The 14,637-nt window shown below is 69.1% G+C and carries 15 protein-coding genes; 6 read left to right on the forward strand and 9 right to left on the reverse strand.

The genetic code is table 11. The features are described from left to right. Positions 1-63: 63 nt before the first annotated feature. Positions 64-1,284, reverse strand: a complete 1,221-nt coding sequence (locus tag ACFY2X_RS15835) for an ABC transporter ATP-binding protein (protein ID WP_389938454.1) — start codon at positions 1,282-1,284, stop codon at positions 64-66. A 178-nt stretch (positions 1,285-1,462) separates the two neighbouring features. On the opposite strand from ACFY2X_RS15835, the gene ACFY2X_RS15840 reads away from it, so the two are divergent. Then, the gene (locus tag ACFY2X_RS15840; RefSeq protein WP_389938456.1) at positions 1,463-2,461 is read left to right on the forward strand and encodes a LacI family DNA-binding transcriptional regulator; all 999 of its coding nucleotides are present in this window, start codon (positions 1,463-1,465) and stop codon (positions 2,459-2,461) included. On the opposite strand, the gene ACFY2X_RS15845 is transcribed toward ACFY2X_RS15840, so the two are convergent. Continuing rightward, on the reverse strand, positions 2,433-2,918 hold the full coding sequence (locus ACFY2X_RS15845) for a glutathione peroxidase (protein WP_389938458.1): 486 nt from the start codon (positions 2,916-2,918) through the stop codon (positions 2,433-2,435). The two genes, ACFY2X_RS15840 and ACFY2X_RS15845, sit on opposite strands and share 29 nt — an antisense overlap. Before the next feature lie 606 nt (positions 2,919-3,524). Here ACFY2X_RS15845 and ACFY2X_RS15850 point away from each other — a divergent pair. Beyond that, positions 3,525-4,019, forward strand: coding sequence for a lytic transglycosylase domain-containing protein (locus ACFY2X_RS15850; protein ID WP_389938461.1), 495 nt, complete (start codon positions 3,525-3,527; stop codon positions 4,017-4,019). Between the two features lie 64 nt (positions 4,020-4,083). Here ACFY2X_RS15850 and ACFY2X_RS15855 read toward each other — a convergent pair whose 3' ends face one another. After that, complete coding sequence (locus ACFY2X_RS15855; protein ID WP_389938464.1) at positions 4,084-4,716, reverse strand: TetR/AcrR family transcriptional regulator C-terminal domain-containing protein; 633 nt, start codon at positions 4,714-4,716, stop codon at positions 4,084-4,086. A gap of 88 nt (positions 4,717-4,804) precedes the next feature. On the opposite strand from ACFY2X_RS15855, the gene ACFY2X_RS15860 reads away from it, so the two are divergent. Beyond that, positions 4,805-5,920 carry a ferritin-like domain-containing protein gene (locus ACFY2X_RS15860; RefSeq protein ID WP_389938467.1) on the forward strand — a complete coding sequence of 372 codons (1,116 nt, stop codon included), beginning with the start codon at positions 4,805-4,807 and terminating at the stop codon, positions 5,918-5,920. A gap of 25 nt (positions 5,921-5,945) precedes the next feature. Here the strand turns inward: ACFY2X_RS15860 and ACFY2X_RS15865 are convergent, their stop codons facing one another. From ACFY2X_RS15865 to ACFY2X_RS15880, 4 genes are all read right to left on the reverse strand, one after another. Next, on the reverse strand, positions 5,946-6,695 hold the full coding sequence (locus ACFY2X_RS15865; RefSeq protein ID WP_389938470.1) for a hypothetical protein: 750 nt from the start codon (positions 6,693-6,695) through the stop codon (positions 5,946-5,948). A gap of 87 nt (positions 6,696-6,782) precedes the next feature. Next, the gene (locus ACFY2X_RS15870) at positions 6,783-7,106 is read right to left on the reverse strand and encodes a DUF202 domain-containing protein (RefSeq protein ID WP_389938472.1); all 324 of its coding nucleotides are present in this window, start codon (positions 7,104-7,106) and stop codon (positions 6,783-6,785) included. A gap of 11 nt (positions 7,107-7,117) precedes the next feature. Beyond that, positions 7,118-7,459, reverse strand: a complete 342-nt coding sequence (locus tag ACFY2X_RS15875) for a YidH family protein (protein WP_389938475.1) — start codon at positions 7,457-7,459, stop codon at positions 7,118-7,120. Between the two features lie 59 nt (positions 7,460-7,518). Further along, on the reverse strand, positions 7,519-7,920 hold the full coding sequence (locus tag ACFY2X_RS15880; protein WP_389938478.1) for a hypothetical protein: 402 nt from the start codon (positions 7,918-7,920) through the stop codon (positions 7,519-7,521). A 457-nt stretch (positions 7,921-8,377) separates the two neighbouring features. Between ACFY2X_RS15880 and ACFY2X_RS15885 the strand changes: the two genes are divergently transcribed. Both ACFY2X_RS15885 and ACFY2X_RS15890 read left to right on the forward strand, forming a co-directional pair. Next, positions 8,378-8,887 (forward strand): zinc-binding dehydrogenase, encoded by a 510-nt coding sequence (locus ACFY2X_RS15885; protein ID WP_389938481.1) that lies wholly within the window; start codon positions 8,378-8,380, stop codon positions 8,885-8,887. A gap of 97 nt (positions 8,888-8,984) precedes the next feature. After that, positions 8,985-9,242, forward strand: a complete 258-nt coding sequence (locus ACFY2X_RS15890; protein WP_389938483.1) for a ubiquitin carboxyl-terminal hydrolase 14 — start codon at positions 8,985-8,987, stop codon at positions 9,240-9,242. Positions 9,243-9,328: 86 nt separating this feature from the next. On the opposite strand, the gene ACFY2X_RS15895 is transcribed toward ACFY2X_RS15890, so the two are convergent. Then, positions 9,329-10,912 (reverse strand): Na+/H+ antiporter, encoded by a 1,584-nt coding sequence (locus tag ACFY2X_RS15895; protein ID WP_389938485.1) that lies wholly within the window; start codon positions 10,910-10,912, stop codon positions 9,329-9,331. A 146-nt stretch (positions 10,913-11,058) separates the two neighbouring features. After that, the gene (locus ACFY2X_RS15900; protein ID WP_389938488.1) at positions 11,059-12,312 is read right to left on the reverse strand and encodes a hypothetical protein; all 1,254 of its coding nucleotides are present in this window, start codon (positions 12,310-12,312) and stop codon (positions 11,059-11,061) included. A 265-nt stretch (positions 12,313-12,577) separates the two neighbouring features. Here ACFY2X_RS15900 and ACFY2X_RS15905 point away from each other — a divergent pair, with 265 nt between their 5' ends. Continuing rightward, positions 12,578-14,590, forward strand: coding sequence for an ATP-dependent DNA helicase (locus tag ACFY2X_RS15905; protein WP_389938490.1), 2,013 nt, complete (start codon positions 12,578-12,580; stop codon positions 14,588-14,590). The last annotated feature ends 47 nt before the right edge of the window (positions 14,591-14,637 follow it).

Genomic DNA, 14,637 nt, shown 5'->3' on the forward strand with positions numbered 1-14,637 from the left:
CACGAAAGGACCCGCGCCGAGGGAGGGGATCGCGGCGCGGGTCCTTTCGCCCTGCGGGGTTGGTCAGATGCGGGCGTTGGCCTCGTGACCGATCGCCAGGCCGGAGACCGAGTCGAAGAAGTGCAGGTTGTGGGTGTCCACGACCAGCTCGATGTTCTGGCCGGGGCGGACGTGGCTGCGGGAGTTCACCCGGGCGGTCCACAGCGACTTGTCGCCGACCAGCGGAAGCGCCGACTCCTCGTCGTCCCCGGCGTCGGCGGCGGCGACGGTGTCCTGGTGCTGGACCGGCGGGGCGTCGATCAGGAACAGGACGTTGATCTCGGAGCCCAGTTCCTCGGTGACCTCGGCGCGGACCTGCAGGCGGCTCCAGCCACCGGCGGCGCCGTTGGCGGCGACGGAGTCCTCGAAGTCGGAGGGACGGATGCCGAGGATGATCTTCTTGCCGATGTAGTCGTCGAGGCCGGGCTTCTCGGTGAAGGTGGACTCCGGCACCGGCAGCTTGAAGCCGGCGAAGGCGACGGCCGCGCCGCCGTCGCCGCGCACCAGCTCGGCGTTGACGAAGTTCATCGACGGCGAGCCCATGAAGCCCGCGACGAACAGGTTGACCGGCTTGTCGAAGAGGTTCTGCGGGGTGTCGACCTGCTGGAGCAGCCCGTCGCGCAGGACGCAGACGCGGTCGCCGAGGGTCATGGCCTCGACCTGGTCGTGCGTGACGTAGACGGTGGTCACGCCGAGACGCTCGTGCAGGGTGTTGAGGGAGGCTCGCATGGAGACGCGGAGCTTGGCGTCCAGGTTGGACAGCGGCTCGTCCATCAGGAAGGCCTGCGGCTCACGCACGATGGCGCGGCCCATCGCGACACGCTGGCGCTGACCACCGGACAGGGCGGCGGGCTTGCGCTTGAGGTACTGCTCAAGGCCGAGCATCTTGGCGGCCTCGTTGACCCGCTTGGTGATCTCCGCCTTGGGCATCTTGCGAAGCTTGAGGCCGAAGGCGAGGTTCTCCTCGACGGTCATGTGCGGGTAGAGCGCGTAGTTCTGGAAGACCATGGCGATGTCGCGGTCCTTCGGCGGCAGGTGGTTGACCACCCGGTCGCCGATGGCGATCTCGCCGCCGCTGATGTCCTCGAGGCCGGCGATCATGCGCAGAGCGGTGGACTTGCCGCAGCCGGAGGGACCGACCAGCACCATGAACTCGCCGTCCTTGATCTCAAGGTTGAGGCCGTTCACGGCTTTTACACCGCCCGCGTAAATCTTGTCGACGTTGCTGAGAACGATGGATGCCATGGAGAGTCCTTAGCGCCTCGGGCCAACCCCGCGTTCACCCGATGTTGGATACGTTTTCATGCATCTCACCGGAAGCGAACATCCGTGTCAAGAGTTCGTCTGGTTCTCGCTCGTCAGTGGCGGCGGCGTTATCTCTTCGCGCTGGATCGGTCACGGAAATCATGATGGAATCGTTTCCATGAACATGCGTCGTACGACCATCAAGGACGTCGCCGAGGCCGCGGGGGTCGGGGTGGCCACGGTGTCGCGGGTTCTGTCCGGCGGCTCGGCGAGCCCCGAGACCAGGGAGCGGGTGCTGACCGTGGCGGCCCAGCTCGACTACCGGCCCAGCGCGCTCGGCCGCAACCTGCGCCAGCAGCGCTCGGGCGGGATCGGGCTGCTGGTGCCCGACATCACCGACACCTTCTACGGCCGCCTGACCGACGGCGTGCTCGCCTGCGCGCGCTCCGCGGGCGAGCCGGTGATCCTGGGCGCGACCGGCGACGACGCCGAGCGTGAGGCCGAGCTGATCGGCATGTTGCTGGAACAGGGCGTGGACCGGGCGATCGCGGTTCCCTCCGGAGACGGGGAGACCTGGGCGCCGACCCTGCGGGCCGGGCTGACCACGGTGTTCGCCCACCGGATCGCGTCCGGGCGCGACGACGTGCCCGCGGTCCTGGCCGACGACCGCGCGGGCGTGCGGACGGCGGTGGACTACCTGACGGGGCTGGGCCATCGCCGCATCGCCTACCTGGGCGGCCCCGGCCAGGAGGCACGCCTGCGTGTCTTCCGCCAGGCACTGGGCGCCCTGGTGGACGAAGAGCTCATCGTCTCCGCCCGCGGCAGCCGCGACTCCGCCTACGCCGCCGCCGCCGGGCTCTTCCAGCACCGGCCCGACCTGACCGCCGTCCTGGCGGGGAACAACCTGCTGGGCGAGGCGGCGGTGCTCGCCGCCAGGGAACTGGACCTCCGGGTGCCCAGAGACCTGTCATTGATCATGTTCGACGACGTGCCGTGGGCGGAGCTGTGTTCCCCTCCGCTGACCGTGATCGCCCAGCCGGCGCAGGACATCGGCTACCGCGCGGCCGAGCTGGTGCTGCGCGGGGGCGTCCGGCGCCCGCGCAGCGTGCTCCTGCCCACCGAGCTAATCGTCAGGGGTAGCTGCGCCCCTAGAGGCACTTCTCGATCGCCGCGGTGACCGCGGGATCCCCGGGCTCGGTGCGCGGGCGGAACCGCGCCAGCACCTCGCCCTCTCGCGAGATCAGGAACTTCTCGAAGTTCCACTGGACGTCCCCGGCCTCCCCCTCGGCGTCGGGGGTCTGGGTGAGGGAGGCGTAGAGCGGATGGCGTTCCTCTCCGTTCACATCGGTCTTGGCGAGCAGCGGGAAGTCAACTCCGTAGGTGGTGGAGCAGAACTCCTGGATCTCCTCCGCGCTGCCCGGCTCCTGACCCATGAACTGGTTGCACGGGACGCCGACGACGGTGAAACCCGCCTCGCCGTAGGTTCGCTGGAGCTCGACCAGGCCCGCGTACTGGGGGGTGAGCCCGCATCTGGAGGCCACGTTCACGATGAGGGCGGTCTTGTCTCCGACCAGCTCGGCCAGCGTGGTGGGCACGTCGGCGAGGGTGCGGATGGGGATATCACGAATGCTCATGGTTTGCAGCCTAATCGTCTTGTCGCATTTAAGAGTTATGGCGTCCAAAGAGTGAAATGCGATGTAAGCCATATGTGAGATGACAAACCCCTCACCAGGCATCTGATCCGTTTCTAACCGATCTTTGACAAAAGTATCGACAAGCGCTGTCGACCAGCCCGCCAAGGAATCACCGGGCACGGATCCAGACACAGGCCGGACGGGGCCCGGCCTCCGCCGGAAAGCGCCACGGCTCGCCGTGTCCGGTGTGAGCGCGCTTCCCGTCACCCAGCCGGTATTGATCTAAACCCCATGCCGGGGTGATTTTCGCCTCCTTCCGTCACATAGGCGAATCGCCTGTGGTAAGCCGGCCCCCGCCGAACCACCCGCAGACCGAGAAGATCAAGCAAACATCTTTCTTCCGCGTGTCCCAACCGGCACCTGGCGCCGTGTCGGCGTATTAGAAAGCGCCCTAGAGATACCGCCGCGGTGTCCCATGCCGGAAACGGGCCGGCGAGACCATGCGGGCATTCCCGTCCGAGCCACGGACGCCGAATGGCCAAGCGCGCGAGGAGACGATCGTCTTCTCGGGCGCCTCCCGCACGCGGCCAGCGGATAAGGATGAGCATGAACAGCAACCGCGTCCTGCGCAACACAGTCGTGACCATGTTCGCCGCTTCCACCGTGGTCGGGTCGGCGGCGATCGGGCGGGCCGAGGAGATCGTGGAGTCGGCCAGGAGAGGGCTGGCGAAGACGGTCTACCAGGGAACCTGGTTCACCCAGGCCAAGCCGAAGGTCAGATTGACCGCGAGGACGTCTCAGAGCAGGAACAGGGCGATCGCGTTTCGCCTCCTCTCCCGCCGAGCGTGGTCCTACAACCAGTTCCGCTGCCTGGACAGTCTCTGGACCAGGGAGAGCAACTGGAACCACCAGGCGCACAACCAGTCATCGGGTGCGTACGGCATTCCCCAGGCCCTGCCCGGCTCGAAGATGAGCGGCAGCGGCGGGGACTGGCGGTCGAACCCGGTCACGCAGATCCACTGGGGTCTGCGCTACATCAAGAGTCGCTACGGATCACCGTGCGGCGCGTGGGGTCATTTCCAGTCCAGCAACTGGTATTGACCGGAGGAGTACCCAGGGGAAGGGAGCACTCCTCGGGCGCCCGGGGCCGCGCAGGCCCCGGGCGTCACCGCTTCAGCTGTACGGCTATCGCCTGGATGAGCAGTTCCAGCCCGAACTCGAACTCCGCCTCGTGGTCGCAGTCGGCCAGCAGCGGCGCCAGCTCGCTCACCTGGGGAAACAGGAGCGGGTCGATGGCGTCGACCGCCACGTCGGAGCGGTGGACCGGGGCGAACGTCGGGGTGACCCCGACCTCCCTCAGCAGTGAGCCCACGATGTAGGCGATGAACACCCGCAGGATGCGCACCGCTTCACCGCCGTCGAATCCGGCGCTGCGCAGCGTGGCGAGCGCCCGCTCCACCGGAAGCATGCCCGCGGTCGACCGCAGCTGGCGGCTGACCACCACCATCGTGCACCGGGGATAGTGATGGGCGATCTGCCGGAACGCCAGCGCCTGCATCCGCACCCGGTCGGTCCAGTCGGCGTCCGGATCGTCGACGAACTCGATCTGCGAGAGGACGGTCTCGGCCACCCCGTCCAGCAGCGCGGACTTGTTGGGCACGTGGTTGTAGAGCGACATCACGCCCACGCCCAGATCGGCCGCGATCCTGCGCATGGACACCGCGTCGGCACCCTCGCGCTCGATCAGATCAATGGCCGCGGCGACGATTCGCGGACGGGAGAGTGGCTCGGCAGGCATATCGCTATTGTCTCCCCACCTTGACGCACGTACACCGTACGTGGGACTCTCGCTGTATACGTACGGTGTACGTCCCCCTGGAGGCCGCATGTCGACTCACGATCTCTACGCCATCCCCGCCGAACTCTCCACCTGGGACGTCGAGGCGGCCGGGGCCGCCCGCTTCACGTGGGAGTACGACGACGGCAGGGACCGCATGCTCGCCCTCTACCAGAAGGGCAAGGACAAGCAGTGGGACTCCGTGAAGCGCATCGACTGGGATCTCGAGGTCGATCCGTACAACGTGCTCGGCATCCCCGACACCACCATCGCGATCTACGGCACCCCGCTGTGGGACCGGATGGACGAAAAGCAGCGTCAGGACGTCCGCCTGCACGGCGCGGCCTGGCAGTTCTCCCAGTTCCTCCACGGCGAGCAGGGCGCGATGATCTGCTCGGCCCGGATCGTGGAGTCGGTCCCCGACCTCGACTCCAAGTTCTACGCCGCCACCCAGACCATGGACGAGGCCCGGCACGCCGAGACCTACGCCCGCTTCCTGCAGGAGAAGGTCGGCCTCGCCTATCCCATCAACGAGCACCTCAAGGCCCTGCTGGACAGCACGCTGAGCGACTCCCGCTGGGACATGCCCTACCTCGGCATGCAGGTGCTCATCGAAGGCCTGGCCCTGGCCGCCTTCGGGGTGATGCGCGACATCACCACCAAGCCGCTGCCCAAGCAGATCCTCGCCTACGTGATGCAGGACGAGGCCCGGCACGTGGCCTTCGGCCGGATGGCACTGCGCGACTACTACGGGCAGCTCGGTGAGACCGAACTGCGCGAGCGCGAGGACTTCGTCATCGAGGGCTGCTACCTGATGCGCGACCGCCTGCGCGGCCGGGAGACGTGGGAGAACCTCGGCCTGAGCAAGTCCGAGGTCGCCGAGGCCATGGAGGCCGTCGACCAGTCGGAGTATCTCAGGCTGTTCCGCTCCCTGCTGTTCAGCCGCATCGTCCCCTGCGTCAAGGACATCGGCCTGTGGAGTCCCCGCCTGCAGCAGGCCTATGCCGACATGGGCGTCCTGGACATGGCCGGTCAGAGCCTGGACGTGCTGATGAGACAGGACGAGGAGATCGCCGACAAGCTCGACGCCGAGCGCTTCGCCGCCGAGGAGGCCGAGCGGCACGCCGAGGTCGCCGAGATCGTGACCCTCGGCGCCGAATCCTGAGGGCCGTCTCCGGATCGTCCCGGCGTCATGCCACGGTGACGCCGGGACGAGGTGGCGGCGGGTCGAGGACGCTCAGCCCCAGCAGCAGCGCCTGCCGCTCCTGCGTGGTCAGGGTCCCGTACGGCACGGCCGCGCGCCGGTTCGTCTCGGCCTCGATGCGGTCGCGGGCGGGCCCCGACGGCAGGGCGATGACCTGGTCGGTGGTGAGATCGGCCTCCCGCCAGGCGGCGGCGTGGGCGTCGGCGCGGTGGTAACGCAGCACGGCCAGCCGGTTGAACAGGAGCACGCCCGCCGGAGCCCCCTCCGGCTCGTAAGGCGGGCAGGCCTGGGCGAAGGCCGTACCGCCGCTGTCCGCGCCGGCCGCGAGAAGCCGCCCCGTGAGGTCCGCGAGCTCGGGCAGCCGGTCGGCGTGGGCCGCCCACAGCTCGCCGGTCACTCTCGCGTGCACGTCGTACACCTCCTCGATGAAGGCGAGCGCCCGCTCGGTCCCGTGCAGCACGCCGTCGGCGGCGACGAGCGTGCCCTGGGTGATCTGGAGCTCGATCTCGGCGTCGTCAACGGGGTTGTAACGGTAGAGAGCGGTCAGCCCCTCGGCGGTGAGCGGCCGGGCCGGAAGCACGAAACGGAGATCGATCAGCAGCTCCGCCTGCAGGCCCAACCGCTCGACGAGCTCCCGGCCGAGCGGCCGGCTCGCGACATGGACGCCGAGGTGAACGGCGTCGATCAGAGGAGCCATCGACGCCGCGTAGCCGGACAGATCATCGAAGCGCGACATGATGCGACATGATGCCGTATTTCCAGCCAGTCAGGAATCAAGTAAAGGGAACTCCGCCCGCCGGAGAGCGCGATCGCCCGGATGACCTCAACGGGTGAGCACGAAGGTGACGGCCCCGGCCGCGATGGCAAGGGTGCCCAGCCAGGCGATGACGGCGTCGGTCTGGTCGTCGAGAGGGCGCCCCTCGTGCAGGGCGTGCTGCACGTGCTGGTACCGGACGCCTGTGCGGGCCAGCAGGAGCGCCCCGCACAGGGCGGCCAGCGCGAAGGGAACGCCGATGATCGGGGACATGCCGGTGCGCAGGACGGCGCCTCCCGCACCCAGGCCGCCGACGGCCAGCAAAGCCGCGGTGCGGGCCCAGGCGAGCCTGGTCCGCTCACTCTGCAGGCCCTCATCCCACAGAGGCTTCATCGGCCCGGGAGTCAACGGCCCAGGAGGATGAGGATCAGGGCCAGCACGGCCACGAGCGCCACGCCGTACCCCAGGATGGGGGCGAGGGCGGGGGGCGGGAGCGGGGTGGCGCTGCGCAGGGCGCGCTGGACGCGGCGCCAGCGGGGATAGGCCATCGCGGCGGACAGGGCCGACAGAGACACCAGGGTGACCGCGAGCACGGTCCGCATCCAGGGCACGAAGACGTCGGTGGAGACCGCGGCCATGGCGACACCGCCCGCGCTCAGCGCGAGCGATGTGCTCAGCCAGGTCAGGAAGGTGCGCTCGTTCGCGAGCGTGAACCGGGGGTCCGGTTCGTTTCCGTGGGCGTCCATGGAATCGACGCTATTTCAGCGACATTTCCCATCGAGAACCCGGGGGATCGAACCGGCCCTCAGCCGCAGGCGCTGGTCAGCTTTTCGGCCCACTTCACCGAGTCGGTGCCTGCCTTCTGCAGCGCGTCGATGGCGCTGTTGGCGTCGGTGACGTTCAGGCGCTCCAGGTCTTTGGCGACTCCGTCGGCGGCTTCCTTGAGCGTGGTGTTGGCCGCCTTGTCCGCCAGGTCGCCGAGCTTGGCGGCCCCGTCGTTGAGTGCCTTCTCCATCGCCGCGGGATCGTCGGCCAGACCGGTGATCTTCTGCACGGTGTCGGTGACGATGGCCGCGGCCTGCAGGCACTGCTGGGCCTTGTCGACGCTGTCGCTCACCTGCTGGAGCTCGGAACATCCGGTGGTGATGAGCACAGCGGCCAGTATGGAGGCGGCGAGGGCGGGAGTTCGTCGCGAAAGAGGTCGCATGCCCAGACCCTACCCAACGGGCCGGTACGGCGAGTGCCTCCGCGTGCGGCCCGCCACCGGGCCGGAGTCCGGCGGAATACTGCCCTCCTTCACGTTCGGCCGACGGATTGCACCCGCTCCCATCAGGGAAAATGCAGTTCTGGATCACCTGAGGAAAGAGCTGGCGAACAGGACGGGCCGGTTTCCCGACGGTCGAGCCGAAGTTCCAGCCGCCTGTCATCGACCAGAGGATTCGATATGAAAACAGATCATCACGGCCGACGGGGAACACGAAGATCCTCACCAGGTCTAGTGAGGGGACTGCCGGGTTTACCCGGCAGGGGAATCGCTTCCCTGTTACGGTTCCTTTGTTGAAACGGTCAGGGCTTGGCCGTCGCCTACCTCTGCCGAGGGAGGCGAGAAGCCGCTCTCTTCGGGGAGCGGAGGAGTCACGATCTGCACTACCGACGTGCACAACATGAAGGAACGATCCTGGTCGAGCCCGGCGTCACGCTGGGGCACGAAGCGGTCGGCGTCGTCCACGCCCTGGGGTCACTTCGGTGCCGACGTCATCGTCGACCACACGAAGGGCGATCCGGTCGAGCAGATCCTGGAACTGACCGGCTCTGCCGGCGTGGACGCCGCCATCGAGGCGCTGGGTTCACCTCGGACCTGGGAAGCGGCGTTCAGAGTCACCAAGCCCGGCGGGCGCATCTCCAACGTCGGCTACCACGGTGAGGTCCCCGAGCCGCTCCAAATCCCGCTGGAGCCGTTCGGATATGGTATGTCCGACAAGCAGATCTATGCCGGGCTGAACCAGGGAGGCCGAGAGCGGCTCCGCCGGATTTTCCGGTTGATGGAGACCGGCAAGGTCGACCCCACGCCGATGACCACGCACCGATTCGGCTTCGACGAGATCGAGCGGGCGTTCTGGATGATGGCCTCCAAAGAGGACGGAATCATCAAGCCCCTGATCCACTTCGATTGAGCCGCTGGGAACTCTTGATCGAATAAGTCGGGAGAGGTGGCGAACCGGAACACGGCTCTGGCCGTACGATCTTCACGAGAACCACTTAAGGGGAAATATGTCTACCTGCGAACATCTTGCCCAGACCCAGGACCCGGCCCCTCTCACCCCCGAGGGGTGCGAGGAGTGTCTCCGCGCCGGAGGACGCTGGGTTCATCTGCGCAGATGCCTTACATGCGGACACATCGGCTGCTGCGACTCCTCGCCCGGCAAGCACGCCACCGCCCACTACAAGGGAACGGATCACCCGGTCGTGGCCTCGTTCGAACCGGGCGAGGAATGGCGGTGGTGCTACGTCGACAGCACCCTTGGCTAGGTGCACGACCAGGAGGCGTCCTTTCGGATCTTCCAGTCCGCCGCGGTCGCCCGGCCGGCGTCCCGGCAACGGCCCGGAGGACGCCCCTAGTCCCTGACCAGTGTGGCCTCTTCGAAGTCGAGCTCCTGGATGACCCTCCGGAGCACCTCGTCGTCGATGCGCCCCTCGTCACGAAGACGCACGAGCACTTCCCGCTCGGCCGCCAGCATCTCCCTGCGCAGCCGCCGGTAGATGGTGCTCGGCGTCTCCTCACCCTGCGGACCGGTGCCGCCGCCGAGACGCTCCCACGCGGTGAGCGTCCGGTGCTCGGTCCGTGACCTGAGCTGCTCCACCACGTGCTCGTGGATGTCGGCGTAGCCCTCGCTCACCAGCTCGTCCAGCCGGGCGAGCGCGGCTGCCGCGGCCGCCTCCTGTGCCCCCGCCTCGGCGAGGTTGTCGGTGTAGATCTCCTGCTCGTTGGAGACCCTCAGCCGCCGGATGAGCGCCGGGAACGACATCCCCTGGACCAGCAGGGTGCCGATCACCACCACGAAGGTGAGGAACAGCAGCGTGTTCCGGCCGGGGAATTCCGGCGGGATGGCGAAGGCCGCGGCGAGCGACACCACTCCCCGCATGCCCGCCCAGCTCACGGTGGCCATCTTCTGCCAGGACGGAGGCGTCGGCTCACGCTCGCGGACCTTCCGGGACAGGAGCCTGGGCAGGGCGAGGCTGGGCACGACCCAGACGATCCTGGCGAGCACCGTGGCCGCGAAGACGGCCAGCGACATCACGGTGAGCTTCCACGGGTCCGCCCCCTCCAGCCCGCTCACGATCGGCCACAGCTGCAGGCCGATCAGCATGAACACGATCGTCTCCAGGAGGAAGCTCACGACCCGCCAGACGGCGTCGGACAGCAGCCGGGTGCCGAAGCCGGCGGCGGGCATCCGATGGCCGACGGAGAGGCCGACGATCACCACGGAGATCACGCCGGAGACGTGCACGCTCTCGGCCGCCAGGTAAACCGCGAATGGGATGAGCAACATGATGGTGTTCTCGACGACCGCGTCCCGCAGGTACAGCAGCACCCGGGTCAGGGCCCACGCCAGCGCGACACCGATCACCACGCCGCCCACCGCCGAGTAGACGAACCTGCCGGCCGCCTCCAGCCAGGTGATCCCCTGCCCCATCGCGGCGGCGATGGCCACCCGGTAGGCGGTGAGCGCGGTGGCGTCGTTGAACAGGCTCTCCCCCACCAGGATGGTGACCACCTTGCGGGGAAGCCCGAGCCTGCGGGCCACCGCGACCGCGGCGACCGCGTCGGGCGGCGCCACGATGGCGCCCAGCGCGAAGGCGGCGGCCATCGGCAGGGAGGGCAGGAGCAGGTGGGTGACCCAGCCGACGACCAGGGTGGTGAACAGCACCAGCCCGATCGAGAGCAGCGCGACCGGCCTGCGCACGGCCTTGAGACTCAGGTAGGAGCTCTCGATCGCGGCGGCGTAGAGCAGCGGCGGCAGGAACACCAGCAGGATCAGGTCGGGATTCAGCTCGTATTCCGGCACCAGCGGTGACAACACGAGACCCGCCAGCACCAGCAGCAGCGGTGCGGACCACCCCCTACGCCTGGCCAGGGCGGCCACCGCGATCGCGATGACCGGCACAACCAGCATTTGCAGCGCCGACGCTTGATTCATCTCACCCTCACCCGCTACGGACGATCAGCGTACGGGAACCCCGTTCCCAGCATGTTCACCGCGTTGGCCGGCCCGCGCGGCGGGTGGGGGTGTGCCGGCCGATCGTCCGGGAAGGCCGGTCCCCCGACCGGCCTTCCCGCCGCCGGTCACCAGTCGCGGCGGTCGTCCCGCTCGTCGTGGCGCCGGTCGTCGTAGTGCTGCTCGGGGCGGAGCCGCTCGCCGGTGGAGTGCGGCGAGTCCTGGACGTAGGGACGCGACAGCCGCTGGTCGGGCTGGCCGCCCAGGCCCAGCGGGTCCGCGGGGTCGACGTCCTGCTGGTAGGCGGACGGCGATCCGTACAGGTCACGCAGATCCGCCGGATGACCGGCCAGGTGGGGCTGTTGCGGGGCGGGCTGGCCGCCGAACGCGTAGGGGTCGGGCTGGGCGGGGGCGGGGTAGCCGTACGGATCGGCCTGCGAGGTCCCGTAGGCGGACTGCTGCTTCTGGGCCGCGAAGCCGAAGGGGTCGGTGGAGTGCTGCTGTCCCTGCGGGGCGTAGGGGTCGCCCGGGTGCTGGGCGGGGGCCGGGAACTGCTCGACGTGCGGGGCGAAGGGGTCCACCGGCTGCTGCTGCCGGGTGACCGGGGGGGCGAACACGTCCACGGGCTGGGACGGCACGCCGTAGGGGTCGGGCTGCTGAGCCCGCTGCGGCGCGCCGTACGGGTCGGGCTGCTGGGAGGGCGTGGCGTACGGGCCCGGCTGCTGGGACGGCACGCCGTAGGGGTCGGGCTGCTGAGCCCGCTGCGGCATGCCGTACGGGTCCGGCTGCTGGGCCGTGTAGGGGTCGCCGGGCAGCTGGTACGCGGGCTCGCCGGTGCCCGGCGGTTCGGCGGACGGCGCCTGTCCGTAGGGCAGCGAGTCGCCCACGATCATGTTCTCGCGCGGCACCGCGTCGTATCCGGGGTTCGCGCGCTCCTGGGACCGGTCCAAAGGCGGCACCGTGCCCCGGGCGACGAGCACGTCGGTGGGGCTGAGGGCGGGGACCTGGCGCGGCTCCTCCGCCGCCGGGGTCACCTGGGTGGCCGGGTCGGCGTACTGCTGCTGGGTGTAGTCTTCCGGGCGCGGCCGGGCGTACTGCCCGGTGCCGGGGAACTCCCCGTGCTCGGGGTGGCCGGCTGCCTGGGCGTGCTCGTCGATCTCGTCGGGATACTGGCCCCCGGCCTCGACGAAGCCCTCGTCGAGGGTGTCCACCAGGCGTCCCACGTCGTTCATGGGCATGCGGAAACTCGCGGTGCACATCTCACCGCGCCACAGGCTCAGCACCAGCGTGCCTTCGTGCCAAGTGACCCGGAGCACCCGCTCCTGGCCACGCTCGTCAAAGAACACCTCGCCGAAGGACGGCAACGGAACAACTTCCGACATGGAGGACATAGTGCTTTAACCAGCCTTTATTCGTCCACTCGACCTCGGGAGACTCTACCGAACCGGTTTTCCCGTCCTTGTCTTCCGCCCCGATGACACCACGATAGATGATCTTTCTCGGCTTCCGAAGGGTTCGCGAGCCGGGTGACTCAGCCAGTTTGCCATGTGACGCGAGCGTCGGGTTCCCGAATGCCGGGATACGTCCACCCGGCGACTCCCCGGAGCGAGCCGCGATTGTCAGAGGGAAAGGGTACGGTTGGCTGTCGTGCCGACCGACTCCATCACCCCTGCCGAAGACGCCTCGACGAAGGCGGACCTGCCCCCGGTTGAAGAGTTGCTGAGCAACGCCGTCGAGGCGGTGGGCGGGGTCGAGCGCCCCGGTCAGATCAAGATGGTGCAGGCGGTGCAGCATTCGATCCAGTCGGGTGAGCACCTGGCCGTCCAGGCCGGCACCGGCACCGGCAAATCCCTCGCCTACCTGATCCCCTCGATCCGGCACGCGATGACCGCCGAGGGCGCCGTGGTCGTCTCCACCGCCACCATCGCCCTCCAGCGCCAGCTCGTCGACCGCGACCTGCCCCGGCTCTCCGAGGCCCTCGCCCCGCACCTGCCGCACCAGCCCACGTTCGCGATCCTCAAAGGGCGCCGCAACTACCTGTGCCGTTACAAGGCGAGCGCGGGATGGCCGGACGAGGAGCAGGACCAGCTCTTCGACCCAGGCGAGGTGAGCGCGACCGGACGAATGATCCAGCGCATCCAGGAGTGGGCCCAGGAGACCGAGACCGGTGACCGCGACGAGCTCGTCCCCGGTGTCAACGAGCAGGCCTGGCGGCAGTTCTCGGTGAGCGCCAGAGAATGCCTGGGCGCCCCGCGCTGCCCGAACGGGACGGAGTGCTTCGCCGAGCTGGCCCGCGCCCGCGCCGGCGAGTCCGACATCGTCGTCACCAACCACGCGCTGCTCGCGATCGACGCGATGGAGGACTTCCCCCTCCTGCCCGAGCACGACGTGGTCGTGGTGGACGAGGCCCACGAGCTGGTCGACCGGGTCACCTCGGTGGTGACCGGCGAGCTGTCGGAGACCATGGTCGCGCTGACCGTGCGCCGGGCCGGCAAGCTGATCGACCAGAACCTCGCCGACCGGCTCATGGAGGCCGGGGAAGACCTGAAGTCCCTGCTCGCCGTCGCGCCCGCCGGGCGCGTCGACGAGCTTCCCTCGGTGCTCGGGCTGACGCTCGCCCTGATCCGCGACTCGGCGTGGGCGTGCATCACCGCGATGGGGCCCCGGGCGAGCGGCGACAAGGACGACCCCGAGAGCGCGGGGCTGCGCAAGGCGGCCTTCACCGCCCTGGACGAGATCCACGACACCGCGCAGCGGATGCTGGACGCGTTCGGCCACGCGGAGGAGGTGGACCGGGCCGAGGTGGTCTGGCTGGAGGCGGCCACCGAGCGGCGCCCGCCCCTGCTGCGGGTCGCCCCGCTGACCGTGGCGGGCATGCTCCGCGACAAGCTCTTCGGCGACCGCACGGTGATCCTGACCTCCGCCACGCTCGCGCTGGGCGGAGCCTTCGACGGCCTGGCCCGCCAGTGGGGTCTCGGGGCCAAGGAGGGGGCCGGCTGGACCGGTCTGGACGTCGGCTCGCCGTTCGACCACCCGCGCAGCGGCATCCTCTACATCGCCAAGCATCTGCCTCAGCCGGGCCGCGACGGCCTGCCCGAGGCCTACCTGGAGGAGATCACCGAGCTGATCGAGGCCGCCGGGGGCCGGACCCTCGGCCTGTTCTCCTCGATGCGCGCCGCCAAGGCCGCCACGGAGGCCCTGCGGGAGCGGCTGAGCGTGCCGCTGCTGTGCCAGGGTGACGACTCCACGATGCTGCTGGTCAAGCAGTTCACCGAAGACGAGCCGACCTGCCTGTTCGGCACCCTGTCCCTCTGGCAGGGGGTGGACGTTCCCGGGCCCTCCCTGCGGCTGGTCATCATCGACCGCATCCCGTTCCCCCGCCCGGACGACCCGCTGACCTCCGCCCGCCAGCGCCACGTCGCGGCCAAAGGCGGCAACGGCTTCATGACGGTCGCCGCCACCCACGCGGCGCTGCTGCTCGCCCAGGGCGCCGGCCGCCTGCTCCGCAGCCAGCACGACAAGGGCGTGGTCGCGGTGCTCGACCCCCGCCTGGCCACGGCTCGCTACGCGGGTTTCCTGCGTGACTCCCTGCCGCCCTTCTGGCCCACCAACGACCCGGCGAAGGTCCGCGACGCCCTCAAGCGCCTCACGTCCTCCTGAGACCGGGCCACCGAGTCCTGTTCCACAGGGCTCTCCTCATCGCCGGT

It is taken from the genome of Streptosporangium sp. NPDC000396 (genome assembly GCF_042898655.1).
Lineage (GTDB): Bacteria > Actinomycetota > Actinomycetes > Streptosporangiales > Streptosporangiaceae > Streptosporangium.

Coding starts and splice junctions, on each gene's coding strand:
- ACFY2X_RS15860 (WP_389938467.1), top strand. CDS start 4,805: ATGTCGACTCACGATCTCTACGCCATCCCCGCCGAACTCTCCACCTGG.
- ACFY2X_RS15850 (WP_389938461.1), top strand. CDS start 3,525: ATGAACAGCAACCGCGTCCTGCGCAACACAGTCGTGACCATGTTCGCC.
- ACFY2X_RS15895 (WP_389938485.1), bottom strand. CDS start 10,912: ATGAATCAAGCGTCGGCGCTGCAAATGCTGGTTGTGCCGGTCATCGCG.
- ACFY2X_RS15845 (WP_389938458.1), bottom strand. CDS start 2,918: ATGAGCATTCGTGATATCCCCATCCGCACCCTCGCCGACGTGCCCACC.
- ACFY2X_RS15835 (WP_389938454.1), bottom strand. CDS start 1,284: ATGGCATCCATCGTTCTCAGCAACGTCGACAAGATTTACGCGGGCGGT.
- ACFY2X_RS15840 (WP_389938456.1), top strand. CDS start 1,463: ATGAACATGCGTCGTACGACCATCAAGGACGTCGCCGAGGCCGCGGGG.
- ACFY2X_RS15870 (WP_389938472.1), bottom strand. CDS start 7,106: ATGAAGCCTCTGTGGGATGAGGGCCTGCAGAGTGAGCGGACCAGGCTC.
- ACFY2X_RS15885 (WP_389938481.1), top strand. CDS start 8,378: ATGAAGGAACGATCCTGGTCGAGCCCGGCGTCACGCTGGGGCACGAAG.
- ACFY2X_RS15855 (WP_389938464.1), bottom strand. CDS start 4,716: ATGCCTGCCGAGCCACTCTCCCGTCCGCGAATCGTCGCCGCGGCCATT.
- ACFY2X_RS15900 (WP_389938488.1), bottom strand. CDS start 12,312: ATGTCGGAAGTTGTTCCGTTGCCGTCCTTCGGCGAGGTGTTCTTTGAC.
- ACFY2X_RS15865 (WP_389938470.1), bottom strand. CDS start 6,695: ATGTCGCGCTTCGATGATCTGTCCGGCTACGCGGCGTCGATGGCTCCT.
- ACFY2X_RS15875 (WP_389938475.1), bottom strand. CDS start 7,459: ATGGACGCCCACGGAAACGAACCGGACCCCCGGTTCACGCTCGCGAAC.
- ACFY2X_RS15890 (WP_389938483.1), top strand. CDS start 8,985: ATGTCTACCTGCGAACATCTTGCCCAGACCCAGGACCCGGCCCCTCTC.
- ACFY2X_RS15880 (WP_389938478.1), bottom strand. CDS start 7,920: ATGCGACCTCTTTCGCGACGAACTCCCGCCCTCGCCGCCTCCATACTG.